Origin of the sequence: Streptomyces sp. NPDC090442 (assembly GCF_044769405.1) — a bacterium.
Classification (GTDB): domain Bacteria; phylum Actinomycetota; class Actinomycetes; order Streptomycetales; family Streptomycetaceae; genus Streptomyces.
Genome location: NZ_JBIVXW010000009.1, coordinates 77,017 through 103,294 on the forward strand (window position 1 = coordinate 77,017; position 26,278 = coordinate 103,294).

General features: G+C 74.0%; 25 protein-coding genes. 12 read left to right on the forward strand and 13 right to left on the reverse strand.

Going from position 1 to position 26,278, the window contains the following annotated elements; genetic code table 11:
• The first annotated feature begins 3 nt into the window (after positions 1-3).
• From ACIQU6_RS09280 to ACIQU6_RS09290, 3 genes are all read left to right on the forward strand, one after another.
• The gene (locus tag ACIQU6_RS09280; RefSeq protein ID WP_403481012.1) at positions 4-1,371 is read left to right on the forward strand and encodes a cytochrome P450; all 1,368 of its coding nucleotides are present in this window, start codon (positions 4-6) and stop codon (positions 1,369-1,371) included.
• 464 nt (positions 1,372-1,835) lie between these two features.
• Positions 1,836-2,726, forward strand: a complete 891-nt coding sequence (locus ACIQU6_RS09285; RefSeq protein WP_403481013.1) for a cytochrome P450 — start codon at positions 1,836-1,838, stop codon at positions 2,724-2,726.
• Between the two features lie 54 nt (positions 2,727-2,780).
• Entirely contained in the window at positions 2,781-3,545 is a 765-nt protein-coding gene (locus ACIQU6_RS09290) for an enoyl-CoA hydratase/isomerase family protein (protein ID WP_403481014.1), read from the forward strand.
• Between the two features lie 79 nt (positions 3,546-3,624).
• Here the strand turns inward: ACIQU6_RS09290 and ACIQU6_RS09295 are convergent, their stop codons facing one another.
• Positions 3,625-4,200 (reverse strand): gamma carbonic anhydrase family protein, encoded by a 576-nt coding sequence (locus ACIQU6_RS09295; protein WP_403481015.1) that lies wholly within the window; start codon positions 4,198-4,200, stop codon positions 3,625-3,627.
• Positions 4,201-4,344: 144 nt separating this feature from the next.
• Here ACIQU6_RS09295 and ACIQU6_RS09300 point away from each other — a divergent pair, with 144 nt between their 5' ends.
• On the forward strand, positions 4,345-5,088 hold the full coding sequence (locus ACIQU6_RS09300; protein WP_403481016.1) for an acyltransferase: 744 nt from the start codon (positions 4,345-4,347) through the stop codon (positions 5,086-5,088).
• Positions 5,089-5,147: 59 nt separating this feature from the next.
• Complete coding sequence (locus ACIQU6_RS09305; protein ID WP_403481017.1) at positions 5,148-5,705, forward strand: YbaK/EbsC family protein; 558 nt, start codon at positions 5,148-5,150, stop codon at positions 5,703-5,705.
• A gap of 16 nt (positions 5,706-5,721) precedes the next feature.
• Here ACIQU6_RS09305 and ACIQU6_RS09310 read toward each other — a convergent pair whose 3' ends face one another.
• Genes ACIQU6_RS09310 through ACIQU6_RS09320 form a run of 3 tightly spaced genes read right to left on the reverse strand, consistent with a single transcriptional unit; the run spans position 5,722 to position 7,600 of the window.
• Positions 5,722-6,237 (reverse strand): GNAT family N-acetyltransferase, encoded by a 516-nt coding sequence (locus tag ACIQU6_RS09310; protein ID WP_403481018.1) that lies wholly within the window; start codon positions 6,235-6,237, stop codon positions 5,722-5,724.
• Between the two features lie 26 nt (positions 6,238-6,263).
• Positions 6,264-6,671, reverse strand: coding sequence for a CoA-binding protein (locus ACIQU6_RS09315; protein WP_403481019.1), 408 nt, complete (start codon positions 6,669-6,671; stop codon positions 6,264-6,266).
• A 50-nt stretch (positions 6,672-6,721) separates the two neighbouring features.
• Positions 6,722-7,600, reverse strand: coding sequence for a helix-turn-helix domain-containing protein (locus ACIQU6_RS09320; protein WP_403481020.1), 879 nt, complete (start codon positions 7,598-7,600; stop codon positions 6,722-6,724).
• Between the two features lie 203 nt (positions 7,601-7,803).
• On the opposite strand from ACIQU6_RS09320, the gene ACIQU6_RS09325 reads away from it, so the two are divergent.
• Together ACIQU6_RS09325 and ACIQU6_RS09330 are read left to right on the forward strand one after the other, a co-directional pair.
• On the forward strand, positions 7,804-8,946 hold the full coding sequence (locus ACIQU6_RS09325; protein WP_403481021.1) for an MFS transporter: 1,143 nt from the start codon (positions 7,804-7,806) through the stop codon (positions 8,944-8,946).
• Positions 8,947-9,076: 130 nt separating this feature from the next.
• Complete coding sequence (locus ACIQU6_RS09330) at positions 9,077-9,955, forward strand: LysR substrate-binding domain-containing protein (protein WP_403481022.1); 879 nt, start codon at positions 9,077-9,079, stop codon at positions 9,953-9,955.
• 5 nt (positions 9,956-9,960) lie between these two features.
• On the opposite strand, the gene ACIQU6_RS09335 is transcribed toward ACIQU6_RS09330, so the two are convergent.
• The 3 genes from ACIQU6_RS09335 to ACIQU6_RS09345 form a co-directional block, all read right to left on the reverse strand.
• Positions 9,961-10,803, reverse strand: coding sequence for a M24 family metallopeptidase (locus tag ACIQU6_RS09335; RefSeq protein ID WP_403481023.1), 843 nt, complete (start codon positions 10,801-10,803; stop codon positions 9,961-9,963).
• 136 nt (positions 10,804-10,939) lie between these two features.
• Positions 10,940-11,764: an SDR family oxidoreductase gene (locus ACIQU6_RS09340; RefSeq protein ID WP_403481024.1), complete on the reverse strand. Its 825-nt coding sequence runs from the start codon at positions 11,762-11,764 to the stop codon at positions 10,940-10,942.
• Between the two features lie 137 nt (positions 11,765-11,901).
• The gene (locus tag ACIQU6_RS09345) at positions 11,902-12,666 is read right to left on the reverse strand and encodes a type VII secretion system-associated protein (RefSeq protein ID WP_403481025.1); all 765 of its coding nucleotides are present in this window, start codon (positions 12,664-12,666) and stop codon (positions 11,902-11,904) included.
• Positions 12,667-12,904: 238 nt separating this feature from the next.
• On the opposite strand from ACIQU6_RS09345, the gene ACIQU6_RS09350 reads away from it, so the two are divergent.
• Both ACIQU6_RS09350 and ACIQU6_RS09355 read left to right on the forward strand, forming a co-directional pair.
• Positions 12,905-13,531 (forward strand): YigZ family protein, encoded by a 627-nt coding sequence (locus ACIQU6_RS09350; RefSeq protein ID WP_403481026.1) that lies wholly within the window; start codon positions 12,905-12,907, stop codon positions 13,529-13,531.
• A 135-nt stretch (positions 13,532-13,666) separates the two neighbouring features.
• Positions 13,667-15,136, forward strand: coding sequence for an APC family permease (locus ACIQU6_RS09355; protein ID WP_403481027.1), 1,470 nt, complete (start codon positions 13,667-13,669; stop codon positions 15,134-15,136).
• Between the two features lie 52 nt (positions 15,137-15,188).
• Here ACIQU6_RS09355 and ACIQU6_RS09360 read toward each other — a convergent pair whose 3' ends face one another.
• Together ACIQU6_RS09360 and ACIQU6_RS09365 are read right to left on the reverse strand one after the other, a co-directional pair.
• Positions 15,189-17,594 (reverse strand): glycoside hydrolase family 65 protein, encoded by a 2,406-nt coding sequence (locus tag ACIQU6_RS09360; RefSeq protein ID WP_403481028.1) that lies wholly within the window; start codon positions 17,592-17,594, stop codon positions 15,189-15,191.
• Complete coding sequence (locus ACIQU6_RS09365; RefSeq protein ID WP_403481099.1) at positions 17,591-18,355, reverse strand: HAD family hydrolase; 765 nt, start codon at positions 18,353-18,355, stop codon at positions 17,591-17,593. Before ACIQU6_RS09365 ends, ACIQU6_RS09360 begins: the two co-directional genes overlap by 4 nt.
• A gap of 242 nt (positions 18,356-18,597) precedes the next feature.
• Between ACIQU6_RS09365 and ACIQU6_RS09370 the strand changes: the two genes are divergently transcribed.
• Complete coding sequence (locus ACIQU6_RS09370; RefSeq protein WP_403481029.1) at positions 18,598-19,464, forward strand: universal stress protein; 867 nt, start codon at positions 18,598-18,600, stop codon at positions 19,462-19,464.
• 13 nt (positions 19,465-19,477) lie between these two features.
• Here ACIQU6_RS09370 and ACIQU6_RS09375 read toward each other — a convergent pair whose 3' ends face one another.
• The 3 genes from ACIQU6_RS09375 to ACIQU6_RS09385 all read right to left on the reverse strand — a co-directional run bounded on the left by ACIQU6_RS09375 (position 19,478) and on the right by ACIQU6_RS09385 (position 22,221).
• The gene (locus ACIQU6_RS09375; protein WP_403481030.1) at positions 19,478-20,839 is read right to left on the reverse strand and encodes a nicotinate phosphoribosyltransferase; all 1,362 of its coding nucleotides are present in this window, start codon (positions 20,837-20,839) and stop codon (positions 19,478-19,480) included.
• A 73-nt stretch (positions 20,840-20,912) separates the two neighbouring features.
• Complete coding sequence (locus ACIQU6_RS09380) at positions 20,913-21,212, reverse strand: DUF1876 domain-containing protein (RefSeq protein WP_274911945.1); 300 nt, start codon at positions 21,210-21,212, stop codon at positions 20,913-20,915.
• 139 nt (positions 21,213-21,351) lie between these two features.
• Entirely contained in the window at positions 21,352-22,221 is an 870-nt protein-coding gene (locus ACIQU6_RS09385; protein ID WP_403481031.1) for a universal stress protein, read from the reverse strand.
• 289 nt (positions 22,222-22,510) lie between these two features.
• On the opposite strand from ACIQU6_RS09385, the gene ACIQU6_RS09390 reads away from it, so the two are divergent.
• Positions 22,511-23,776 carry an alpha/beta fold hydrolase gene (locus ACIQU6_RS09390; RefSeq protein WP_403481032.1) on the forward strand — a complete coding sequence of 422 codons (1,266 nt, stop codon included), beginning with the start codon at positions 22,511-22,513 and terminating at the stop codon, positions 23,774-23,776.
• 37 nt (positions 23,777-23,813) lie between these two features.
• Here the strand turns inward: ACIQU6_RS09390 and ACIQU6_RS09395 are convergent, their stop codons facing one another.
• Positions 23,814-24,974, reverse strand: a complete 1,161-nt coding sequence (locus tag ACIQU6_RS09395; RefSeq protein ID WP_403481033.1) for an alpha-hydroxy-acid oxidizing protein — start codon at positions 24,972-24,974, stop codon at positions 23,814-23,816.
• Between the two features lie 139 nt (positions 24,975-25,113).
• Between ACIQU6_RS09395 and ACIQU6_RS09400 the strand changes: the two genes are divergently transcribed.
• Entirely contained in the window at positions 25,114-26,181 is a 1,068-nt protein-coding gene (locus ACIQU6_RS09400; RefSeq protein WP_403481034.1) for an Lrp/AsnC family transcriptional regulator, read from the forward strand.
• The last annotated feature ends 97 nt before the right edge of the window (positions 26,182-26,278 follow it).

Genomic DNA, 26,278 nt, shown 5'->3' on the forward strand with positions numbered 1-26,278 from the left:
TCCATGCAATCACGTTCGGAATTCGAGACTCCGCCGCCGGGTTGCCCGGCACATGCCGACGGCAAGGGAACGTCCCTGCACGGTCCGGAATTCGCCGCTGCTCCGCACACGGTCTACGAAAAGCTGCGGCAACACGGCCCGACCGCCCCGGTCGAACTGGCCCCCGGCGTCGAGGCGGAGCTCGTCACCGACTACGGGACGGCGCTGCAGATCCTCCAGAACCCGGACGCCTTCGCCCGCGACCCGCGTCGCTGGCGGGCGCTCAACGAGGGCCGGGTGCCCCTGGACAGCCCCGTGCTTCCGATGATGATGTACCGGCCGAACAGCATGTTCTCCGACGGGGCCGACCACTTGAGGCTGCGGCAGGCGGTGACCGACAGCCTCGGTCGGCTGGACATGCACCGTGTGGGGCGGCACGTCGACCGGGTCGCCAAGTACCTGATCGAGCAGTTCAGCGGACACGGCAAGGCCGACTTGGTCGCCGACTATGCCCGATGGCTGCCGCTGTTGGTCTTCAACGACCTCTTCGGCTGCCCGCCCGAGATCGGTGACCGGCTGGTGTTCGGCTTCTCCGGCATCTTCGACGGCATCGACGCGGAGAAGGCCAACGAGACTCTGACCGAGTCGCTGTTGGAGCTGGTCGCCCTCAAGCGCGCCAACCCGGCCGATGACGTCACCTCGTGGCTGATGCAGCACTCCTCGCAGCTCTCCGACGAGGAGATGATCCACCAGTTGGTGATGCTGATCGGCGCCGGCGCGGAGCCGATGCAGAACCTCATATCCAGCGCGCTGCGGCTGATGCTGTGCGACGAGCGGTACGCGGGCGGTCAGCACTCGGCCGGCCTGCCGGTCGACGATGCCGTCCACGACGTGCTGTGGAACAGCCCGCCGATCGCCAACTACGCCACGCACTACCCCGTTCAGGACATCGAGGTGGCCGGCAGCAAGCTGCCCGCCGGCAGCCCCGTGCTCATCAGCTTCGCCTCTGCCAACACCGACCCGGGCCTCTCGGTCGGCCGGCAGACGCTGAGCAAACGGGCGCATCTGGCCTGGGGTGCCGGCCCGCACGCCTGTCCGGCGAAGGATCCGGCGCTGCTGATCTCGGTGCTGGCCATCGAGAAGCTGCTCAACACGCTGCCCGATATCGAACTCGGGGTGCCTGACGAGAGTCTGATCTGGCGGCCGGGCCCCTTTCACCGGGCGCTGAACGCGCTGCCGGCGCGCTTCACGCCCGTACGGGTTGAGGGGCGTCAAGCCGGGCCGATGCCGGCTCCGGCGGGGGCCGGTGCCATTGCCAAGCAGGAGCAGACTTCCGGCAAATCTCGAAAGAGTAGCTGGTGGAGCGGGTTTCTGTCGTGGTGGAAGATGTGACGTTCACAACGAAGTCGATCATGCGTGCATCGTATGAATGTTCAATGGTAGGGGTAGATAGGGGTGTTGCGTCCTACATGATCTTCTGAAAGGGAGTTGCCGTGGAGCCCGCCCTGGCCTCTCGGACCGTTGACCGGCGTGCGGTGGTTTCGCTCTTCTCGCGTTTGCGGAAGGCGAGCGGACAGTCAAATCCATTGCCCATCTACTCCGAACTCAGGGCAATGGGTGATGTCGTGCCAGCCCCCTGGGGCGGGTACCTGATCAACTCCTACGACCTCTGTGACCGCATCCTCCGGGACCGGGCGTGGCGGGTTCCGGACAGTGCCTGGCGGGCACGTCAGGGGGGTGGCACCCGCTGGGATTCGCCCTCGTCCAGCGAGATGGGGCGTACTCTGCCGGCGCTCAACCCGCCCCATCACACCCGGATGCGGCGGTCCTTGGGGAATATGTTCGACCGGAAATGTGTGGCTAGCATTACGCATTCCATCGAGGCACATGCCGAGCGCCTTCTCGATCGGCTCACCGACGAACTGCGGGACGGCCCGGTGGATTTCAGCTCGCTGGTGAGTGAGGAGCTCCCGATGCGCTCCATCGGGGAATGGCTGCAATTGCCGCCGAGCGACTACCCGTTGCTCCTGGCACTGGCCCACGACCAGGTATTCACACAGGAATTGCTGCCCTCTGCGAGTCAACTCGCACTTTCGGATACCGCCACAGTGCAATTGGAGTTCTACTTCCGGGCATTGGTGCAGGAGCGTCGGAAGTTCCCCGGTGACGACCCGGTCTCGAAGTGGTTGCGCACCTGGGACGAGCTCGAAGCGGACCGGGAGGCGGTCGACGAGACCGTGTACCTGCTGGCGCTCCTGGTGTTCCTGGCCGCCCCGGAGACCACGGCGACCCTGTTGTCCAGCATGGTGTGGCTGCTGTCGGAGCACCCCCGCCAACTCGGTTGGTTGCGCGTCCATGAGGAGTGCATACCCGACGCGGTGGAGGAGGTCCTGCGGTACGACTCCCCGAACCACATCATCAGCCGGATCGCCCCCGACGACCTCACCATCGGTGGTACGCGCATCGAGAAGGACCGGATGGTCCACCTTATGGTCGGCGTCGCCAACCACGACCCGGCGCACTTCGTCGACCCGGAGGTCTTCGACGTCCGGCGCAAGGCGAGCCACCTCAGCTTCAGCGGCGGCATCCACTACTGCCTCGGCGCGCCCCTGGCCCGGCTGGAGGCCAGCACGTTGCTGTCCGCACTGCTGCGTCGGTTGCCCGGCCTACAGGTCGCTGCCCCACCGGTGTACGCGCCGCGGGTGGGGTTCCGACGGATCGTGGAGCTGCGCGTCGTCGGAACGTGATGAAAAAATGTCGGGCCGCCGCAGGCGGGTGGGAAACGAGGAAGACAGCACACCGTGATGGAAGACTTCAAGGCCCTCAGAGTGCTCACCGAGGGGTCGGTGGTGAGAGTGGAGTTGAACGATCCGGGGGCAGGGAACGCGGTTTCCGGACTGCTCCTGGACGAACTCTTGGCCGTACTGGGCACGTTGCACGACGACCCCCACATACGCGTGATGGTGCTCTCCGGCGCCGGGAACGACTTCTGTCTGGGGGGCGACCGGCGGGAGTTCGGTGAACTGCTGACCGCCGACCCGGGCGGCGCGGAGCTGCGTACGCTCGCGGGCAAGGCGCGCCGGGTCTGTGACGCCCTCGCCACCGTCCCCACGGTCACCATCGCCCGGCTGCACGGCGGGGTCATCGGGGCGGGGCTGGCGCTGGCACTCTTCTGCGACCTGCGGGCCGGGGCGGACACCTGCCGCTTCCGGATGCCGGAGCTGGCGCTCGGCATGCCGCCGGCCTGGGGCGGTTCCCTGCCCCGACTGCTGCACGAGGCCGGCGCAGCCAAAGTGCGTGAACTGATGCTCACCGGGGCCGATTTCGACGCTGAGAGGGCCGCGGAGCTGTCGATCCTGCACACCGTCGTCCCCGAGGACGCGTTGGACGCCGCTGTGACCCGCTGGACCAAGCCGCTGGTCCGCCGGTCGCCCACGGCGCTGCGCACCGCCAAGCTGATGATGAACGCCTACGGGAACGCCAACCGCCTGGCGGACGCCACGCTCTTCGACGCGGAGCTGCTCTCGTCCGCGCTGAGCGCCGCCCAGCAGGCCCGGCGGGGCTGAACCCCCGCCCGTAGCAGGGGGACAGCGGACTCCGTCGGTGCGGCCCTGACCAGGCCGCACCGCCGCACGACCGGGACCGTCAGTCCCCGGCCCCGCCGCCCCGACCGGCATCCTCGCCGCCCTCGGTGACCGGGACCGCCGCACGGTGCCGGGCGACCAGTTCCAGGTACATCGCGGAGTTGAGCTTGATGGACTCCCGCTCCTCCGCGGTCAGTTCGCGCTTGACCTTGGCCGGCACGCCGGCGACCAGCGAGCCCGGCGGCACCCGCATCCCCTGCGGCACCAGCGCCTGGGCCGCGATCAGCGAACCCGCCCCGATGTGCGCGCCGTTCAGCACCGTGGCGCCCATGCCGACCAGTACGTCGTCCTCCACGGTGCAGCCGTGCAGCACCGCGTTGTGGCCGACCGAGACCCGCTCGCCGACCGTCACCGGGAAGCCCGGGTCCACGTGCACCGTGCAGTTGTCCTGGATGTTGCTGTCGGCGCCGAGCACGATGGGGCCGCAGTCGGCGCGCAGCACGGCGTGGTACCAGACGCTCGCACCGGCGGCCAACGTCACGTCGCCGACGACGACGGAGGTGGGCGCGGTGTACGCCCCGGGGTCGATGCTCGGCGCCTCGCCGCCCACCGCCGCGATCACTGCCCGCTCTGCCATCTGCGCTTCTCCTCGCCTCTCGGGTGCCGCGCCACCAGCACCGTAGACGACCAGGTGGCCCGGTGGCGGGGGCGGTTGCCGGTGGGGCGAAGATCACAGCCCGGTGCGCGGTCGGCGGCCGGGCGCGCTGAGTACCGTGAGCGGGTGCCGATAGACAAGAACGTGTTCTCGTCCCTGACGGCCTGGCGGCGCCGCGCGGTGTCGCGGGCCGTCCACCGCGGGGCGCACTGGGTGCGCCGGGCCGCGGCCGTCACGGTCGAGCGCCCCGGCCCGTACCGCTTCCGCCGGATCGGCACCGGCACCCGGCTGGCGTTCCCGCAGGGCACGATCTTCGGCGACCCCTGGATCGAGATGGGCGAGCACTGCGTCATCGGCCAGGACGTCACCCTCACCGCCGGCATGATGCCGGACCTGGACCTCGGCCCGGACCCGATCCTGACGCTCGGCAACGGCGTGGTGCTGGGCCGCGGCAGCCATGTGATCGCGGACGTCCGGCTGACCATCGGCGACGACTGCTTCTTCGGCCCCGGCGTCTACGTCACCACCACCAACCACAGTTACGACGACCCCGAGACGCCGGTCGGGAAGCAGTGGCCGCGCAGCGCGCCGGTCGCCATCGGGCCGGGCGGTTGGATCGGGACCGGCGCGGTGATCCTCCCCGGCGCCCGGTTGGGGCGGAACGTGGTGGTGGCGGCCGGGTCGGTGGTCCGCGGGGAGGTCCCGGACCACGCGGTGGTGGCGGGGGCGCCCGCCCGGATCGTCCGCCGCTGGGAGCCCGGCGAGGGCTGGCGGCCGCCGCTGCGGACGCCGGCGCCGGTGCCCATCCCGGAAGGCGTCACCCCCGAGCAACTGCTGGCCCTGGGGGAGTGGGAGAAGGCGCAGGGGTAGCGCCGCGGCCGCTCGCTCCGGCGGCCCACCGGCCGGGCGGCGACTGCTAACTTGGCGGCATGCCCGTGCCGATGGATGCCTTCGACGTGGTCCGGCCCGCCACCGAGTGCCTGGACCTGCTGCCCGAACCGGTCGCCGCCGCGCTGCGCGCCTGGCGCGGTTCCGTCCCCGTCGAGGAGTTCCGCTTCGTCGACACCGACCCGGCCATCGCGGACACCGAACGCCTCGTCGCCCACTACGGCCAGTGGCTGCTTCAACAGTCCGCGAACTGCGTCGTGGTGGCCGGCAAGCGCGGCGGCGAGGTCACGCTCGCCGGCTGCGTGGTGCTCTCCACCACCCGCGTCGACGTCAACGGCGTGGTCCGTCGCCATCTGGGCGCCCGCAAGGCGTCGTTCGCGCCGATGGACACCGCGGTCGGCGGGAGCGGCATGGAGTACGGCGGCATCACCCCGGTCGGCCTGCCCGCGGACTGGCCGCTGTTGGTGGACGCCGCGGTCGCCGACGCCCCCTACGTCCTGATCGGCAGCGGCAGCCGCCGCGGCAAGCTCATCGTGCCCGGCAAGGCGCTGACCGAACTGCCCGGCGCCACGGTCCTGGAGGGACTGGGCGCCGGCTGACCTCCCCGCCGGCCGGTCAGCCGGCCCGCGCCTCGCGCCACCGCCGCAGGTCCAACGAGAGCGGCGTGGCGTGCTCGGTGAACCCCAGGCTGCGGTAGAGCCCCTCGGCGTCGTCCGTGGCGTGCAGATCGACCCGGCCGATGCCCTGCTCCGCGAACCACCCCAGCAGCGCCTCGGTGGTCGCCCGGGCGTAACCCCGGCCGCGGTAGCGGGGATCGGTGCAGACGTTGAAGACGAAGCCGCGCCGGCCCGTGGGGTGCACCGGCGACGGCAGCCGCTCGTCGATCGAGCCGAGCGCGCACGCCGCCAGCCGCGGCCCGGCCGCCCCGGTGGTGTCCCCGACCCCGTCCGCCTCCACCACGAAGCCGACCATCCGGCCGTCCGGCCCGGCCAGTTGCCGGCGGGCCACCGCCTCCGCGGCCCGCTCCCAACTCCCGGGCTCGTCCCGCCCGTTCATCGCCAGGTACATCAGCCGGCGCAGCCGGACCAGCTCGACGGCGTCCCCAGGGCCCGCGGCACGTGGTGTGATCATGACCGGCACGCTAGCGCACCCGGCGCTCACCCCAAACGGGGAATCTCGATGGCCGGACAGCGGTCCATCACCATGTCGAGACCGGCGGCCCGGGTGCGCCGGTACGCCTCGTCGTCGGTGACGCCGAGCTGGAACCAGACGGCCCGGGCACCGATCGTCACCGCCCGGGCGGCGACGTCCCCGGCCAGCTCGCTGCGGACGAACACGTCGACGACGTCGACCGGGAACGGCACGTCGGCCAGGGACGGGTAGCCCTCCGCGCCGTGCACCGTCTCGGCCTTGGGGTGCACCGGCACGATCCGCTTGCCGTAGCCCTGGAGCACCTCCGCGACGTGGTACGCGTCGCGCTGCCGGTTCGCGGACAGTCCCACGATCGCCCAGGTGTCCCCGAGTTCGGTGAGGATCCTGCGGATGGTTGCCTGGTCGCCGTGCATGGGCCTCCTGCCGTCGGTGGTGGGGGCAGCGTACGCCCGGCGGGCGGCGGCTACCGCCCGGCCTCCTCGGCGGGCGCGCTCTCGGCGGGACTGGCCATGTCCAGCAGCACCATCGCGTCGTGGTCCGGGGTGCCCGGCGATGCCTGGTACGTGACCAGGCGCTGGCCGTCGGTGCGGAAGATCTCCATCACCTCGAAGCTCAGGCACATCGATCCGACCTCCGGGTGGTGGAAGTGCTTCTGCCCGCCGCCGCGCAACCGCACCTCGTACCGCTCCCACAGGCGGGCGAACTCCGGGCTCCCGACGACGAGTTCGCCGACGAGCTGGGCCAGTTCCGGCCTGTCCGGGTCGGCGCCGGCCATCGCCCGCAGATGGGCCACGCTGTGCCCGGCCATCTCCTCCCAGTCACGGTAGAGCCGGCGGCCCATGGGGTGCAGGAACATGTAGCGGGTGAGGTTGCGGCGCTCCGGCGGCCAGTCCGTGATGCCGGGGAAGAGCCGCAGGCCGGGGCGGTTGGCGGCCAGCAGGTCGTTGGCGCGGCCCACGACGCACGCCGGGTGCGGGCGCAGCGACTCCAACAGGGCGCGCACCGACGCGCGGACCGCGCGCGACCCACCCGGGTCCGACGGTGGCGGGGGTGCCTGGCCCGCGGCGAGCGCGGCCAGCTCGTGCAGGCGGTGGAGCGCCTCGGGCGAGAGGCGGAGTGCCCGGCCGAGCGCGGCGATCACGGCGGGCGAGGGGCGGGTCTCCCGGCCGCGCTCCAACCGCGTGTAGTAGTCGACGCTGACGCCGGCCAGCGTCGCCAACTCCTCGCGGCGCAGCCCCGGCGTGCGGCGGATGCCCGTACCGGCGGGCAGCCCCACGTCCCGCGGGCGGATCAGCCCGCGGCGGGCCCGCAGGAAGCGGCCCAACTCCGTGCCTTGGCTCATCCGGCCATTGTCGCAAGGCGGGGCGCGCGGTGGGGGGCCGTATCAGGGCCAGGCACGGCGCTCCCCCGCACCGCCCGGTCTGCCGGACACCGGACCGGGCGCGCAGGCTGCTGTCCGGATCCGGCGTGTGAAGGCGCCGTGCGCGGGCAGGGCCACCGCACGGCGGGACGAGGGGCCGGCGGAACGGTGAGGAGCGGCGCACGATGAGTGGGATACGAGCCTTTGCGGGCACCGGAGTTGAGGGGGAGGCGGGGACCCCGGGAGGGCCGGGCTCGGTCGTCGCGGCCCTGGTCGCCGGCGTGCTCGGCTTCTTCGTCATCACCGTCGACGTCTCCGGCGTCAACGTCGCGCTGCCCGCCGTGGGGCGGGAGTTGGGCGGTTCGCTGGCCGGACTGCAATGGGTCGCCGACGCCTACACGTTGATGTTCGCCGCGCTGATGCTCTCCGCCGGCGCGCTCTCGGACGCGGTGGGCGCGCGGCGCGCGTACGGCTGGGGGCTGGCCGGCTTCACCCTCGCCTCGCTGGCCTGCGGGGTGGCGCCGACGCTCGGGGCGCTGACCGCGGCGCGCGTCGTGCAGGGCAGCGCGGCGGCGGTGATGGTGCCCGCCTCGCTGGCGCTGATCCGGCAGGCGTTCCCCGACCCGGGCGCGCGGGCGCGCGGGGTCGCGCTGTGGACGCTCGGTGGCGCGGTGGCCATCGCCGCCGGGCCCGTCCTGGGCGGGCTGCTCACCACGACCTGGACCTGGCGGGCGGTGTTCGCCCTCAACGCGCCGGTAGGGGTGGCCACGTGGCTGATCCTGCTGCGGACGGCGCCCTCCCCGCGGTACCGCGCGGCGTTCGACCTGCCCGGGCAGGCGACGGCGGTGCTTGCGCTGGCCGGGCTGACCTTCGCGGTGATCGAGGGCGGGCACCGCGGGCCCACCGGCACCGTGCTGGTCGCGGCCGGCGTCGCGGTGGTCTCCGCGGCCGGTTTCGCGGCCGTCGAGGCGCGGCGGCGCGCGCCGATGCTGCCGCTGGGGCTGTTCCGGCTGCGCGGCGTCGCCGTGCCGGTCGTCGCGGGCTTCGCCACCAACGCCGCCTTCTACGGCGGGGTGTTCGTGCTCAGTCTCTTCTTCCAACAGCAGCGGGGCCAGTCGGCGCTGTCGGCCGGGCTGATGTTCGTGCCGATGGCGGCGGCCACCGCCATGCTCAACTACCTCTCGCCGCGGACGGTTTCCCGCTTCGGCCCGCGCGCGGTCATCATGGTGGGGCTGCTGATCGTCGCGGCGGGCTCCGGCGCGCTGTGCGCCGTCGGCGTCTTGGCGGCGGTGGCGCTGGCCGCGGGGGCGCTGCTGCCGCGCCGGTGAGTTTCCGGGGCGGGACCGGGACACCGCGCCCCACCCGGTAGGTTTCGGGCGGGGAGACGGTAACCCGCCGCCCGGCAGACCACACCGACGCACGGCAGGGAAGGCGCAGCGGAGCATAGACGCACGGTCGTTGCCCGGCCTCGCCGCCCTGCGCTCCCTGGAGGCCGCGGCGCGGCTGCGCAGCTACACCCTGGCCGCCCGCGAACTGCACCTCACCCACAGCGCCGTCAGCCACCAGCTCCGCCAGCTCGAAGCGCAGCTCGGGGTGCCCCTCTTCACGCGGTCCGGTACGCAGATGCTGCCGACCCCGGCCTGCGCGCGCCTCGCGGACCGGTTGCGGCGGAGCCTCGGCGACCTCGTCGACGCCCTGACCGAGGCCGCCGGGACGGGCGTTGCGGCGCCGGCACCCCTGGAGCTGAGCGTGATGGCCGACTTCGCCACCGTGTGGCTCATCCCGCGCCTCGACGACCTGGCCCGCGCGCACCCGGAGATCGAGCTGTCGCTGCGGCTGCACACCGGCCTGGCCCCACCCGATCCGCGCTCGGTCGACCTGGGCATCTGGCACCGCCGGATCGAGGCCCACGACCACCGCTCGGTGCGCCTGCTGGAGGACCGCGTCATCGCCGTGTGCAGCCCCGAACTGTACGCCCGCCACCCGGGGTTGAGCATCGAGACGCTGCCGCGGGCGCCGCTGCTGCGCTTCGCGCCGCGCTCCTGGCAGGAGTTCTTCGCCGCGGCCGGTCTCGACGCGGACGAACCCGCCCGCGGGGTGCGCTACGCCGACGCGGAGGCCCTGCTGCGCGCGGCGCTGGCCGGGCAGGGCGTGGCCATGGTGCGCCGTCAGATGGCCGACGCCTACCTGGGCCGCGGCGAGCTGGTGCGGATCGGCGACGTCGAGATCCCCGCCGACCTCGACTACTTCCTCAGTTGGCGCGAGGACCATCCCCGGGCGGCCGCGATCGAGGCGTTCCACCACTGGCTCCGGACGCAGCTCGCCGCGGCATCCTGAGCCGCTCAGCGTGGCCGACGGTGGTCGTAGAAGGTGACGTCCTCGCCGTCCCGCAGATCGAGCACCTCGCAGCCGGAGTCGGTGACGGCCACCACGTGCTCCCAGTAGACGGCCAGCGACGAGTCCGCGGTGACCGCCGAGCGCGTCGCGTTGGACAGCCGCATCCCCGCACCGCTGCCCGCGCAGAGGAACGGCTCGACGGTGAGGACCATGCCCTTCTCCAGGACGCGGCCCTCGTTGCGCGGGTCCTCGTAGTACGGGATCAGCCAGCCGTCGGCGTGGACCCGACCGATCGAGTGCCCGGTGGCGCTGTCCACCCGCAGCATCGAGAAGCCGAACGACTCGACGTACGCCTGGACCTGACGGGCGATGTCCTGGAGCCGGGCGCCCGGGCGGACCAGGCTGATGCCCAGGCACATCGCCTGGTAGCCGACGGCGGTCAGCAGCCGGGCCTCGGCGGTGCTCTCCTCGCCCACGATCCACATCCGCTGCGTATCGCCGCACCAGCCGTTCTTCCTGAGGCTCACATCGACCCCGAAGAGATCCCCCTTCTTCAACGGAATTCCGCTCGGCTCGCCGCTGAACGCGACCTCGTTATGAGCGATCGAAATGGCCGCGTAGGCACTGGAGTCATATCCGGACAGGTCCTCGCGGTCGATCTCCGCGCCGTACTTCTCGACGATGAGGTCATGGGCGATGTCATTGATCCGCTGGGAGCTGACACCGGGCTTGACGTAGGGCGTGAGGTCCTGCAACACCTGGGCCGCGAGGGCGCCGGCGGTCCGCAACAGGGCTATCTCGGCGGGCGTCTTGACGGAAATGGCGTCGTAGTCGACGGGGTGGTTCACGGGTGCTCCAGACTCATCGATCCCGCATTGCGGGGAGGAACGTGACCTCGTGGAACCGAGTATTCCGAGCACCCAGGAGAAAGGCGAACGAGGAGTTTTCGACGGGGAGTTGAGAAAAATTCGACGGGCGGTCCGGCTACTGGTTCCGCAGGAACTCCCGGGCGCCGCGCAGCCTGGTCCGCAACCGCCGCCGGGTGGCGCGGCTGTCCAGCCGGACGTCGAGGGCACCGGGCAGGGCGGAGTCGGCGCGCCGACCGGCGGCCAGCTGGTCCGGGTCGAGGCCGTCGCGCCGGGCGATCAGCACGCCGAGCTCGTGCCGGCTGAGGGCGTCCGCCCCGCCCAGGTGGCAGACCCCGGCCCGCTCGGACGCGGCCAGTTCCCACAGGGCCGCGGCCAGGTCCCGGACGTGCACCGGGCAGCGGACCTCGTCGGTGAACAGCACGCCGCCGCGCTCCCCGGCGGCCACCGTGTGCACCAGCCGCTCGTGGACGGACCCGCCGTCCCCGATGATCAACGAGGTGCGGGCCACCACGGCGTCCGGCACCAGCAGCCGAACGGCGCTCTCCGCGGCCGCCTTCGCCGCGCCGTAGGGCGTGACCGGATCCGGCCGGCACCCCTCGTCGTAGTGGACCCGGGCGCCGGAGAACACGGCGTCGCTGGAGACGTGGACCAACCGGCAACCGCGCCGCGCCGCCGCCAGCGCCACGCGGATCGCACCGTCGGCGGTGACCGCCCAATCGCCCTGCCCGCTCGTCGCGTTGACGACGACCCGCGGGGCGACCGCGGCCAGCGCCTCGTCGATGTCCCCGGGGGCGCGCAGGTCCAGCCGGCGCCAGGAGACCCCGGGCAGGCGGCCGGGTCGGGAACAGAACGTCGCGACCGTCTCCCGGCCCGCCGCCGTTGCCTGGCGCACCAGTTCCGTCCCCAGGAACCCGCTGCCGCCGATCACCAAGACCGTCATGCCGGCACGGTAGGGCAGCCCGGCCCCGGGGCGAACGGGCAGAACCGGACGTCGTTCCGCGTTCCGCCCCGGCCCACGGCAGCAAGGCGCCCCGCCCGAAGGGGAAGACGGGCGGGGCGGGTTCAGGGGGGCGGCGGTCAGCCGGAGCGGCTGGCGCCCACGACGCGGGTGCTCGCCGAGCGGGCCGGCTTGCCGATCGCCCGACCGCTGCCCACCGGCTCGGGCGCCCCGGCGCCGGTCCCCGGGCGCAGCGCCGTGACGCCCGCCTTACGGGAGCGCCGCCCCACACCGGCGCCCTCGGCGATAGCCAGCGCCGCGCGCAACGGCTCCGGCTCCACGATCATGCTCACCGCGCCGGCCGGATTGAGGTACAGGGCGTGGCCCGGCGGCAGTTCGTCGAGCAGTTCGGCGGCCGGCCGCTGGTCGTAGAGCAGCCGGCCCGCCGACTCCAGTTGGGCCTCGCAGGTGTAGACGGGGAGCACCGGGGCGCCCTCGGGGGAGGCGGCGGCGAGCGGCGTGCCGGCGGCGGTGACCAGGACGGAGACCTCCGCCCGCGCCAGCTCCGCGCAGACCGCCTGGTCCGGGCCGTAGCCGGTGGCGGCCAACTGCACCGCGCGGTCCACCGGGTCGGTGGGGTCCGCCCAGTCCAGCATCTGCGGCGACGGCCGGTACTCCGGGTTGTCCCGCCACTCCACGATGTCGCCGTCCGCCCCGGACCGCCACTGGCCGATCACCGCCCACAGCGGCGGGTCGCCGTCGCCCGCCCAGGTCAGATCCACCATGGCCAGCCAGTGGTCCGGTGCCTCGCGGGCCGCCTCGACGACCTCCGGCGGCGGCGTGGGCATCTCCTCGCCGGTCACCGGAGGGCCGGCCGTCATCGCCGCCTGTGTGCTGTCGTCCATCGAGCCCTCCGCCGAGCCGCCGTTCCGTCCCGCGGGCCCCCGACCGCCGTGTTGGCGCGGGGCCCACCCGCGGCCAACAGTGCCCACGGGCCCCGCGGACGTCTCCCCGACGCACCGTGCGGACGGCCCGGGTACGCCCCCCGGAGTGCCCCCTGCGCCCGTACGGCGGACAGCGCCGGGCGGTACGGAAGACCGGGGGCCCGGACCGCCCGGCCCGGTGGCCGCATAGGCTGGGCGGATGCAGGAGCAGTACCGGACGCTGGCCCGCGAGGGCGTCCACGAGATCGAGATCAACAAGTCCCGCTTCATCTGTGCGCTCGCGCCGGTCGCGACGGAACAGGAGGCCCAGGACTTCATCGCGCGCATCCGCAAGGAGCACCCGACGGCCCGGCACAACTGCTTCGCGTACGTCCTCGGGGCCGACGGCGGCGTCCAGAAGGCCAGCGACGACGGCGAACCGGGCGGCACGGCCGGGGTGCCGATGCTCCAGATGCTGGTGCGGCGCGAGATGCGTTACGTGGTCGCCGTGGTCACGCGGTACTTCGGCGGGATCAAGCTGGGCGCCGGCGGGCTGATCCGGGCCTACGGGGGCGTGGTCGGCGAGGCGCTGGACGCGCTGGGGACGGTCACCCGGCAGCGGTTCCGGCTGGCCACCGTCACCGTGGACCACCAGCGCGCGGGCCGGCTGGAGAACGACCTGCGGACCACCGGGCGGGCGGTGCGCGAGGTGACCTACGGGGCCGAAGTGCGCATCGAGGTGGGGCTGCCGGAGGCGGACCTGGAGGGCTTCCGGGTCTGGCTGGCGGACGTCACGGCGGGCGCGGCCCACCTGGAGCTCGGCGGCGAGGCGTACGGGGAGGCGTAGTCGGTAGGCGCCTACGGGGGTCGGGGCGGGGCGAGTTCGGTCCGCACCGGTGCGCGGGGGCGCGCGGCGTGTCAGCCTGACCGGCGGAACGGGCCGCGACCGGCGCGCCCGCCGGCACGGGAAGGGACTCCGCGCATGCCGGACCTCCAGGGGGAACGGGTGGGATTCGCCCGCCGGATCGGACTGTTCCAGGCCACCGCCATCAACATGAGCCAGATGTGCGGCATCGGCCCGTTCGTGACCATCCCGTTGATGGTGACGACGTTCGGCGGCCCACAGGCCGTCATCGGCTTCGTCGCCGGCGCGGTGCTGGCGCTCGCGGACGGCCTGGTGTGGGCGGAGTTGGGTGCCTCACTGCCCGGCGCCGGCGGCAGCTACGTGTATCTGCGGGAGGCGTTCCAGTACCGCACCGGGAAACTGATGCCGTTTCTCTTCGTCTGGACGGCCATGTTGTTCATCCCGTTGGGGATGTCCACCGGCGTCATCGGCTTCGTGCAGTACCTGGGGTATCTGTGGCCCGGGATGAGCCCGGGGCAGGGGGACGTGGTCGGGTTGGTCGTCACGGTGGGGATCGTGGCGCTGCTGTGGGGCCGGGTGGAGCGGATCGCGCGGCTCGCCGTCGTGCTGTGGACGGTGATGATCGCCGCCGTCGGCCTGGTCATCGTCGCGGCGTTCACCCACTTCAGCCCGGAGCGGGCCTTCACCTACCCCGCCCACGCGGTGGACTTGACGGCCAGTCACTTCTGGATCGGGTTCGCCGGCGGCCTCACCATCGGCCTCTACGACTACCTCGGCTACAACACCACCGCCTACATGGGCGCCGAGATCAAACAGCCCGGCCGCACCCTGCCGCGCGCCATCCTCTTCTCCATCGCCGGCATCATGGTGATCTACCTGCTGCTCCAGATCGGCACCCTCGGCGTCGTCGACTGGCGCGAGATGCTCGACCCGCACAGCACCGCCGGCTCCTCGGTCGCCTCCGCCGTCCTGGAACGCACCTGGGGGCGGACCGCCGCCGACGCCGTCACCGTGCTCATCCTGATCACCGCCGTCACCTCCGTGATGACCGGACTGCTCGGCGGCTCCCGGGTCCCGCACGACGCCGCCCGCGACCGGGTCTTCTTCCGCCCCTACGGGACGCTGCACCCGCGCCACCGCTTCCCCGTCCTGGGCCTGTTGACCATGGGCGGCATCATGGCCGCCGGCTTCCTCCTCGGCCGGCACACCGATCTGGCCACCGTGATCCAGTTGTTGACGACGGTGATGGTGCTGGTGCAGTCGCTGGCCCAGGTCGCCGCGGTCACCGTGCTGCGCCGCCGCCAACCGACCCTGCACCGCCCCTACCGGATGTGGCTCTACCCGCTGCCCAGCCTCGTCGCCCTGGTCGGCTGGCTGCTGATCTACGGCTACGCGGACCGCAACGCGCCCGGCCGGCACCCCATCGAATGGTCGCTGGCCTGGGTCGCCGCGGGCGCCGTGGCGTTCCTGGCGTGGGCCCGCTACGAGCGGGAGTGGCCGTTCGGTCCGAAGCGGATCAGCGAGGAGTATCTGCGGGGCGGGGAGCCGGACGGGGTGGCGGAGGGGGCGGGCGCGCCCGTGCCGTGAGTCCTGAGTTGTGTGCTGGCGTGGCGTCAATGACCGCCACGCGCAAGGCAGTTCAGTCATCCGGAAGGTCGAAGTGGCGCGTCGTGCCCGGGGCCACGGTGTAGGGGCGGCCGCGCAGGCGGACGCGGATCGCCGCCTGTTCCGATTCCGGGACGGTGATCCCGACCCGGTGGGTGCGGATCCGCAGGTCGATGTCCCGGTGCCGGCGGTAGCGGATCCGCACGCCGAACTTGGACAGTTGGGGGAGCGGCGCCGGGTCCAACCACAGGGCGCGGGCCCGGGTCTCCAGTCCGGTCATCCCGCGCTGCACGAAGTCCAGGGTGCCGGCCATCGCCCCCAGGTGGATGCCCTCCGCCGTGGTGCCGCCCTGGACGTCCGCGATGTCTCCGGTCAGCGCCTCCGCGCAGTAGTCCCAGGCATCGTCCCGACGGACCCGCGCCAGCACCCAGGCATGGACCACGGCGCTGAGCGTCGAGCCGTGACTGGTGCGCTCCAGGTAGTGGTCGACGGTCGCCCGCCAGACCTCGTCGTCCAGGCGGTAGCCCAACTGCTCGAAGAGGGCGGCCAGTTCGGCGGGGGAGAAGAGGTAGCCGAGCATCAGCACGTCGGCCTGTTTGGACGCCTGGTAGCGGTTGACGGTGTCGCCCTCCGCCTCCAGGATGCGGTCCAGCCGCCGGATGTCGCCGTAACGGGCGCGGTAGCCCGCCCAGTCGAGCTCGGCGAGCCGCTCGTAGCCGGCGAACTGGCTGATCACGCCCCGGTGGTGCGGGACGTACAGCCGGTGCGCGAGGTCGTCCCAGTGCTGCCGCTCGTCGTGCGAGAGCTCCAGCCGTTCGAACAGCGGTCGCCGGCGCGCCTCCGGCAGCGTCCGGCACAGCTCCGACGCCCGGGACAGCACCCAGGCGGCGGTGACGTTGGTGTAGGCGTTGTCGTCCAGGCCCGGCCGGTCCGCCCCCGGATAGCCGTCGTGGTACTCGTCGGGGCCCACCACCCCGCGGATCCGGTAGCGGCCCAGCCCCGGGTCCCAGTCCGCGCTCGACGCCCAGAAGCGGGCGATCTCCAGCAGCATCTCCGCGCCCTTGGTGTGCAGGAACCCGGTGTCGCCGGTCGCCTGCCAGAACTGCCACACGTTGTAGGCGATCGCCGAGCCGACGTGGTGCTGGAGGTGCGAGTGGTCCGGCAGCCAGCGGCCCGAGCGCGGATTGAGGTGCAGGCGCTGGGTCTCCTCGCGGCCGTCGCTGCCGCTCTGCCACGGGTACATCGCGCCCGCCCGGCCCGCCTCCAGCGCCGCCCGACGGGCCGCCGGCAGCCGCCGGTGGCGGTAGGACAGCAGCGCCCGAGACACCTCGGGGAAGTGCAGGTTCAAGAACGGCAGCACGAACAGCTCGTCCCAGAAGACGTGCCCCCGGTACGCCTCGCCGTGCAGCCCGCGCGCCGGCACCCCCACGTCCAGCCGCGCGGTGTGCGGGGAGAGGGTCTGCAACACGTGGAAGACGTGCAGCCGCAGGATCCGGCCCGCCTCGCCGGGGACGTCCCACCGCACCCGGTGCCACAGGTGTTGCCACGCGCGGTGGTGCGAGGCCAGCAGTCGGGGCACCGCCGGTGCCCGACGGATCGCCGCCAGCGCGCCGGGCACCGGCGCGGTGCGGGCCAGGTCCTGGGAGGTGTGCAGCGCCACCGTCTTGTCGACGGTGGCCGGGGCGCCCGGCCGCACCGGGACGGTGTGCAGCCGCCAGACCCGGCGGTCCGCGACCCGGGTGCGGGCGGTGCCGCCGCGCGGCGCGACGTGGGTGCGGGCGGCCAGCGCGACGCTGATGCCGGAGGTGAGGGTGCGGCAGCGCAGCCAGAACACCCCGTCGCCCTCGCCGCCGGTCTCCCAGTCGGTCAGATGGGCGTCGGCCAATTCGCGGTAGCGCGCCACCCCGCGGTTGTGGACGTCACCGTCCAGCCCGGCCGCGACCTCCACCTCCCCGGTCCAGCCCTCGGCGGTGAACACCGCGCGCTGCACGGCGAGATCGGGCTCCGACATGTGCACCAGCCGGCGCTCGGTCACGGTCAGCCGCCGCCCCTGTGCGTCCTCGTAGGAAGACCAGCGGGTCAGGGTGGCGCGGCGCAGGTCCAGGGTCCGGCGGTGGTCGGTCAGGTGCGGGTGGTCGGGGGAGAGCCACGGGCCGGGCGCCGGGGCGTCGTCGGGGCGGATGCGGTAGCGCAGCGGCAGCCAGTCGGGCAGGTTGACCAGGTCCTCGTTCTCCACCGCGCGGCCGGCGATGGTGGAGGTCAGCCGGTCGTAGACGCCGGCCGCGTAGGTGCCCGGGTAGTGGGCGGGGCCGCGCGGGGTCTCCGAGGCGGCGCCGCGGGTGGCGAACCTGCCGTTGCCGAGCGTGCACAGTGCCTCCCGCAACCGCTCGTCCTCGGAGTCGTACCCCTCGTACGTCCACGTCCAGGCCCGCGCCGTCATCGGGGCGCCCCGGGCACCAGCAGCTCGGCGAGGTCGGCGACCACCACGTCGGCGCCGCGGCGGTGCAGCTCCGCCGCGTGCCCGCCGGTGCCGCTCCGGTCGACGCCGACGACCAGGCCGAAGCCGCCGCGCCGGCCCGCCGCCACGCCGGCCAGCGCGTCCTCCACCACCGCCGCGTCCCCGGGCGGCACGCCCAGCCGCCGGGCCGCCTCGACGAACAGCGCCGGGTCCGGCTTGCCCGGCAGCCCCAGCCGCGCCGCCTCGTTGCCGTCCACCACCGCGCCCAACAGGCCACGCAGGCCCGCCCGTTGGAGCAGCTCGGCGGCGTGCCGGGACGCCGACACCGCGGCGCACGCCACACCCTCGTCGCGCAGCGCGTGCAACAGCCGGGCGCTGCCCGGCCAGACCTCCGCCCCTCGCTCCCGCAGCAGCGCGGTGAAGACCTCCTCCTTACGGGCCGCGACCGCCGCCACGCTGCCGGTGCCCGGTGCGTCGTCCGGGGAACCGGGCGGCAGCTGCACCCCTCGGGAGGCGAGGAACGCGGCCGCGCCGTCCAGTCGGGACCGGCCGTCGACGTGCCGGAGGTAGTCGTCCACCGGGTCGAAGGGCCGCTGCCCGCCCACCGCCGCCAGACAGGCGTCGAACGCCTCCCGCCAGGCCGCGGCGTGCAGCCGCGCGGAGTCGAGGAGCACGCCGTCGGTGTCGAGGACCACGGCCCGCACCGGGCGGAGACACGCGGCCAGCGGCGACGCCTCGGCCATCACGGATCCCTTCGGCATTCCCCGATCCGACTCGTCCCTCCATGGCACCACGACATCCCGGGCGGGGCCGCTCGTGACCGCCCCGGCCCTGGCGTGCCCCGGGGGACCGGGCACACGATGGAAGGGAGCCGAGGCGCATCCGGTCGCCGCGGCCGACGCCCCGCCCCGCCGGCCGCGCCCGCCGCGGCGCCCGCCCCGCCCCGGCCCGGCCAGGAACCGAGCGGCGGAAGGCGGTGGGGACGATGGAACTCCCCCTGGTCGTAGGCGTGGATGGATCGGACGCCGGGCTGCGCGCCCTGGACTGGGCGGTGGACGAGGCGGCGCGCCACGGACTGCCGCTGCGCCTGGTCCACGCCTCCCAATGGGAGCGCTACGAAGGCGTCGCCCCACCCGAACATCCCCCCGCCGAGCAGGCCATCGCCGACCGCGTCGTCGGCAACGCCGCGGACCGGGCCGCCCGCCGCAACCCCGAGGTCGAGATCTCCGTCCAGGTGCTGGCCGACGACCCGGTCACCGCGCTGCTGCGCGAGGCGCCCTATGCCACCGCCGTGGTCCTCGGCTCCAAGGGCCGCGGGGAGTTCGCCGATCTGCTGCTGGGCTCGGTCAGCCTGTCGGTGGCCGCCCGCGCCGCGCACCCCGTGGTCGTCGTCCGCGGCGACAAGGCCGGCCTGGAGAGCGGCCACGACCGGGTGCTGCTCGGCGTCGGGGACACCGCGCAGGGCTCCCCGGCCGTCCGCTTCGCCTTCCGGGAGGCCGAGGCCCGCGGCTGCGTCCTGGAGGCCATCCGCGCCTGGCGCTGCCCCGCCTACGAGACCGCCGACCGTGCCGAGCGCGCCGCCGGGCCCGAGCACCACTACGAGCAGCAGGCGTCGGCGCTGGTCGACGCGGCGGTGGCGGAGGAGGCCGAGGAACACCCGACGGTGCACGTCCGCCGCACCACCGTCGAGGGGCCCGCGCACAAGGTGTTGATCCGCCGGTCCGCCGCCGCGGACCTGCTGGTCCTCGGCGCCCGCCACCGGCACGGCCACTTCGGGCTGCAACTCGGCCGGGTCGGGCACGCCGCGCTGCACCACGCCGCCTGCCCGGTCGTGGTGGTCCCGCGCCGCTGAGCCGGGCCGGCCCTCACGCAGGGTGCCCGTACGGCGCCAGCACCGCCCGCTCGATCCGCCGCCGCACGTCCGCCGCCAGCGCGGCCAGCGGCGCGGAGACCGAGGCCGTCACCGGCACCGGTGAGCGGATCGCGCGGGCCGCCGCCGGCAGCTCCGCGAGGTCCGCCGTCAGCCGCGCCCGGGCCTCCGCCAGCGGCGTCCGCGGCGCGCACCGCACCCCCTCGCGCAGCAACGTCTCCAGCAACGGCACGCTGCCCGCCGGCACCGGCTCCTCGGCCAGCCCGATCACGTCTTGGCACCCCCGGTGCCGGAACACCTGCTTCCGGCCCGGCGCGGTGACCTTCGCCGACGACAGCTTCATCACCGGCCGCCCGTCGTAGGCGACCAGCTTGTACGCCGAGTCCAGGTACGGTGCATCGGCGCTCACCCCGACCCGGGTGCCCACCGCGAACACGTCGATCGGCGCCCCGGACCGCACCAGGTCGTCCACCGCGAACTCGTCCAGCCCGCCGCTGACCACGATCCGCACCCCCGGCAGCTCGGCCCGGTCCAACATGGCCCGCGCCCGGACCGCCAGCGCCCCCAGGTCGCCGCTGTCCAGCCGGATCGCGGAGCCCTCGGCGCGGTCCAGGGCGTGCAGCACCCGGGCCGCGGCCGCCACCCCGGAATCGACGTCGTAGGTGTCCACCAGGAACGTCACCGGCCCCGGATGGGCCCGCGCGAAGGCGGTGAACGCGGTCTCCTCGTCCTCGAACGCCTCGACGTAGGAGTGCGCCATCGTGCCGACCGCCGGCAGGCGTTCGGCGTGCGCCGCCGCCACGTTGCTGGTCCCCGCGAAGCCCGCCATCGCCGCCAGCCGTGCCGTCCGCAGCCCCGCCTCCGTCCCGTGCGTCCGCCGCAGCGAGAAGTCCACCACCGGCCGGCCGCGGGCCGCCAGCACGCACCGGGCGCACTTGGACGCCACCGCCGTCTGGTGACTGAGCTGGTTCAGCACGAAGGTCTCCACCAACTGCGCCTGCGGCAGCGGCGCGGTGACCTCCAACAACGGCTCACCGGCCAGCACCACCCGCCCCTCCGGCACCGCCCGCACCTCCCCGGCGAACCGCATCCCCAACAGCGGCGCCAGCTCGGCGGTGGGCCGGCGGAGGGCCTGCGCGAACACCTCGACGTCCTGCGGCCCGATCCGGAAACGGCACAGGAAGTCGAGGACCGACTCCACCCCGGCGGCGACCAGGAACCCGCGCTCGGCGGGGAGTTCCCGGACGAAGCAACTGAAGGTGGCCGGCCCGGTCATCCCCTCGCGCAGATACGACAGGGCCATGGTCACTTCGTACAGGTCGGTCGTGGTCGGACCGGCCGTCGTCGGCTCCGGCATCGCCGGCTCCTTCCCGGGCCCCTCGCGCCGGCGGATGCCTCCGCACGGCCCGCGGCCGGCCCGTGGGCGGACGTCAGGCCAGCTCGTCCGTCCAGCCGTAGAGGGTGTGCCGCTCGTGCCCAGGGGGCGCGGCGCCGACGCCCGCCAGGTCGCGGTCGGCCAGCTTGATCAACTGCCCGGCGAGGTCCTTCATCGCCCGGCCGGCCGCCAACTCGTCGCCGATCACCGGGACGTCCGGGTCGGCGGGGTTGCAGCGGGCCCGGCCGTGCCCGGTCAGCGTCCGGGTCCCGGTGTCCAGCTCCGCGCGCGCCCGGGTCGTCCCGTCCTCCTCGGTGAGGACCAGCCGGACCGGCCACTCGGTGGTCTTCGCCATGGCTCACCTCCACGGTGTCCGCCGGGGCGCCCCGTCTCCTCGCCCCTGCACCCATTGTTGGGAGAAACGGGGCGGGGCGCCTGTCCGTGGGGCCGGACCGCAGAGCGGGGGACCGGCGCCGCGGAACGGGACGGCCCACTCACTCGTGCGGCACGATCACCACCGGGCACGGCGCGTGATGCACCGCCGCGTGCACGACATGCCCGATCCGCGGCGCAGGGAAGTGCAGCTTGTGCCGGCGCCCGACGACCAGCAGCGCGGCGTCCGTGGCGTCCCGCAGCAGCGCCCGCGCCGGGCCCTCCAGCTCCACCCGGGGGTTCACGGACACCTCCGGGAACGTCTCCCGCCAGGGCCGCAGCGCCGCCACCAGCTCCTCCCGGGCGTCCGCTGCCGTCTGCTTCGCCACGATCGGCTCGACGCCGCCGCCCCGGTTGTACGCGAACGACGGCAGGTGCCGGCCGTGCACGACGCGCAGCGGGGCGCCCCGCCGGGCCGCGCTCTCGAACGCGAACTCCAGCAGCGCCGCACAGGGCTCGTGCAGGCTCAGCCCGACCGTCACCGGGGCGTGCGGCTCCGGCGCCGCCGCGCCCGGCCGGGACCGCACCAGCACCGTGGGGGTGCGGGTGTGCGCCACCACCTTGAGGCCGATCTCGCCCAGCACGTACCGCGCCATCGCGCCCAGGTCCCGCGAGCCCAGCACCAGCAGGCTCGACTGGTCCGCCGCCTCCTCCAGGGCGAGCTGCGGGTCCTTGCTCACCAGGGACTCGTCCACCGGCAGGTCCGGGTGGCGGTCCCGGACGGCATCGTGGACGTCGCCGAGGATCCGGTGCGGCCAGTAGTTCTGCTCGTCCTCCCCACCCGCCCCGTCCTCCGGTTCCGGTGCCAGCAGCACCCAGGCGTGCAGCAGTCGCAGCCGGGCCCGCCGCAGCCGCGCCTCGTCCGCCGCCCAGAGCGCGGCCGCCGTCGCCTCGGGCGTTCCGTCGACGCCCACGGTGATCACGTCCTGCATGACCTCACCTCGTTCCCGGTCCGCCCACCGCCGACGGACGCCGTGGCGCTCCCCACCACGGCCCGCGGTGCGCCGCACCTCCAGTCTCCGCCGAACCGGGCCCGCCCGCCGCGCCTGCCCCGACCGCGGTGCGTGCGCCCCGGGTGACAGGCGGTGGCGCCCGCCGGGCGGAAACCCCTGCCGGGTGCGGCCCCCGTGGCCCGAGAATGGCCCGCAGGCCGCGCCAACCCGCCACGGCCCGCCGGCCGTTGAGGCCCGCACCCACCACGCCCCCAGGGGGCCACCACCGATGAACCCCGCATACGCCACCACCGACCACGTCTTCACCGTCCCCCTGGACCACGCCGCCCCCGACGGCGCCACCCTCCGGGTCTTCGCCCGCGAGTGCGTCGACCCCGCCCGCGCCGGCGAGGAGCTGCCCTGGCTGCTGTTCCTCCAGGGCGGCCCGGGCGGCAAGTCGCCCCGCCCGACCGGCACTTCGCCCGGCTGGCTGGCGCACGCCCTGAAGACGCACCGGGTCCTCCTCCTCGACCAGCGCGGCACCGGCCGCTCCACGCCGCTCACCGCCCGCGCCGCCGCCCGCTTCCGCGATCCGGCCCAACTGGCCGCCCACCTCGGCCACTTCCGGGCGGACTCGATCGTCGCGGACGCCGAGCTGATCCGCCGCGCGCTGAGCCCCGACCGCCCCTGGGAGACCCTCGGCCAGAGCTACGGCGGCTTCCTCACCCTCACCTACCTCTCCCGCGCCCCCGAAGGGCTCCGGGCGTGCTACGTCGCCGGCGGCCTGCCGGGCCTGGCCGCGACCGCCGACGAGGTCTACGCCCGCACCTTCCCCCGGGTCCACGACCGGGTCCACGCCTTCTACGCCCGCTACCCCGACGACGCTGGGCGCCTGCGCCGCATCGCCGACCTCCTCGCCGCCCGGGACGTCCCTCTCCCCGACGGCGACCGGCTCACCGTCCGCCGCCTGCGCACCCTCGGCCTCGTCCTCGGCATGGGCGACGGCTTCGAGCGCCTGCACTGGCTCCTCGACGAAGCGCTGGACGACGACGGCGAGTTGACCGACACCTTCCGCTACCAGGCGATGGCCCTGACCGGCTTCACCGACAACCCCCTCTACGGCGTCCTCCAGGAGGCCGCCTACGGCCAGGGCGCCGGCCCCACCGCCTGGGCCGCCGACCGCGCCCACGCCGCCCTGCCCGCCTTCGCCGAGGACGCCGACCCGCTGCTGCTCACCGGCGAGATGATCTACCCCTGGATGTTCCGGGACGTCCGCGGCCTGCGGCCGTTCGCCGAGGCCGCGGAGCTCCTCGCCCGGCGCGCCGACTGGCCGCCGCTGTACGACCCGGCGCGCCTGGCCGCCAACACCGTCCCGGTCGCCGCGGTCGTCTACCACGACGACATGTACGTGGACGCCGGCCTGTCCCTGGACACCGCCCGTACCCTCGGCGCCGCCCGGGTCTGGGTCACCAACGAGTGGGAACACGACGGCCTCGCCGCCTCCGGCGACCGCGTCCTCGCCCGCCTGATGGACCTGGCCGCGGGGCGCGCCTGAACCCGTCGGGCGGGGAGGGGAACCGGACCGTCCCGCGTCAGCGAAGGCGCCGGAGCGCGTCGGGCGTGAGGTCGGCCAGGTTCGGGTAGCCGTCGACGGCCATGAGGAGATCGGCCTCGGCGAGCAGTGAGCGCAGGACGTGCACGATGCCGTCGGCGCCGTCCAGGGCCAGGCCGTAGGCGTACGGGCGGCCGACGCCGACGGCGGACGCGCCCAGGGCGAGCGCCTTGACGACGTCCGTGCCGGAGCGGACGCCGGAGTCGAACAGGACGGGCAGCCCGCCCGCCGCCTCGACCACGCCGGGCAGGCAGTGCAGCGCCGGCAGACCGCCGTTGGCCTGCCGGCCGCCGTGGTTGGAGCAGTAGATGCCGTCGACGCCCCCGTCCCTGGCCCGGCGGGCGTCGTCGGGGTGGCAGACGCCCTTGAGGATCAGCGGCAGATCGGTCATCGACCGCAGCCAGGGCAGGTCGTCCCAGGTGAGGGGGTTGCCGAAGAGCTGCGCCCAGCGCAGCACCGCGGCCCCCGGATCGTCCTCGGGGGACTCGGCCAGGCGGGAGCGGAAGACCGGGTCGCTGGTGTAGTTGGCCAGGCAGTGGCCGCGCAACTGGGGGAAGTTGCTGACGGCCAGGTCCCGGGGGCGCCAGCCGGTGACCCAGGTGTCGAGGGTGACCACGATGCCCTGGAAGCCGGCCGCCTCGGCCCGGCGGACCAGGCTCTCCGCCAACTCCCGGTCGGTGGGCGTGTAGAGCTGGAAGAAGCCCGGAGTGGCGCCGAACTCGGCGGCCACCTCCTCCATCGGATCGACGGTCAGCGTGGAGGCGACCATCGGCACGCCGGTCCGGGCGGCGGCCCGCGCCGCGGCGAGGTCCCCGTGGCCGTCCTGCGCGCACAGCCCGAGCACGCCGACCGGGGCCATGAACAGCGGTGAGGGCAGCCGCAGGCCGAACAGCTCGACCGACAGGTCCCGTTCGCTCGCGCCCACCAGCATGCGCGGCACCAGGCCCCACTCCCCGAAGGCGGTGACGTTGGCCCGCTGGGTCTGCTCGTCCCCGGCGCCCCCGGCGACGTAGGACCGCACCGACGGGGGCAGCGCCGCCTGCGCCAGCGGCTCCAACTCGGCGTAGCTCATGGGCAGCCGCGGTACCACCCCGCGTAGCCCGTCGAAGTAGATCTCGTTCTGGTAATCGGCGAACGCCACGATCCGCTCCTCCTGGTCCCGGCCTGCTGACTTGCGCGGCCCACCCGCCCCATGCGAGCGGGCCCGTCGCTCCCTACAGTGCGAGACTGGTCATCGGGATGCGGGAAATCGCCGGAATCTCGCCAACGGGCGGCCACGAATGCAGGAAGCTGTCACAGACACAGACACAGACACAGACACAGACGCCACACCACTCAGCGAGGACGACCTCGCGCTGATCCACGCGCTCCAACTCCGGCCGAGGGCCTCGTGGACCGAGCTCGGCCGCGCCCTCGCCGTCGACCCGGTCACCGTCGCCCGCCGCTTCCACCGCCTCACCGAGCGCGGCACGGCCTGGGTCGGACTCTCGCCGGGCCCGCGGATGTTGGACCGGATGTGCGTCTGCTTCGCCCAGATCGACTGCGCCCCGGGCGCCACCGCCGCCGTCGCCCGGGCCCTCGCCGACCACCCCCACATGCTCACCATCGAGCGCTCCGCCGGCGCCCACGACATCCTCGCCACCGTCGCCACCCGCGACCTGCCCGCCCTCTCCCACTACACCCTCGACCTGCTCCCGCACGTCCCCGGCATCACCGCCGTCGACGCCCGGATCGTCACCCACCTGTTCACCGAGGGCGGCCGCTGGCGCATCGCCGCCCTCGCCCCCGACCAACGCGCCCAACTCGCCGCACCGCCCCCGGCCCCCACGCCCCGGCGCGGCCCCGGTGACCTCACCACCGCCGACCGTGCCCTCCTCACCTGCCTGGCCCGCGACGGCCGCGCCTCCTACCAGGCACTGGCCACCGCCCTGGGCGTCAGCCTTTCCACCGTCAAGCGCCGCATCGAGCAGCTCACCCGACTCGATGTGCTGCGATTCCGCTGCGACTTCGCCCGCCCCCTCGGCGGCTGGCCGGTGGCCCTCACCTTCTGGGCCAAGGTCCCGCCCGCCGACCTGCCGGCCGTCGGCCACGCCCTGATCCGGTTGCCCGAGACCCGCAACTGCGCCGCCGTCAGCGGCCCCCACAACCTCCTCGTGCAGGCCAGCCTCCACTCCGTCACCGACGCCCTGCGCCTGGAGACCCAACTCGCCACCGCCCACCCCACCCTGGACATCGTCGACCGCGTCGTCACCCTCCGCCACGACAAGCTCCTCGGCCGCCTGCTCGATCCCCACGGCCGCTCGATCGGGGTCGTGCCACCTGACGTCTGGGCCGAGCCGCGGAGATGACGCGGCGTCCATATGCCCGTGGTCACCGCGGCGCGACCGCGGCCCCGCTCCCGCGCGCGGGACGCCCGAACGGGGCCGCGGGCAGGGCCGGTTCACC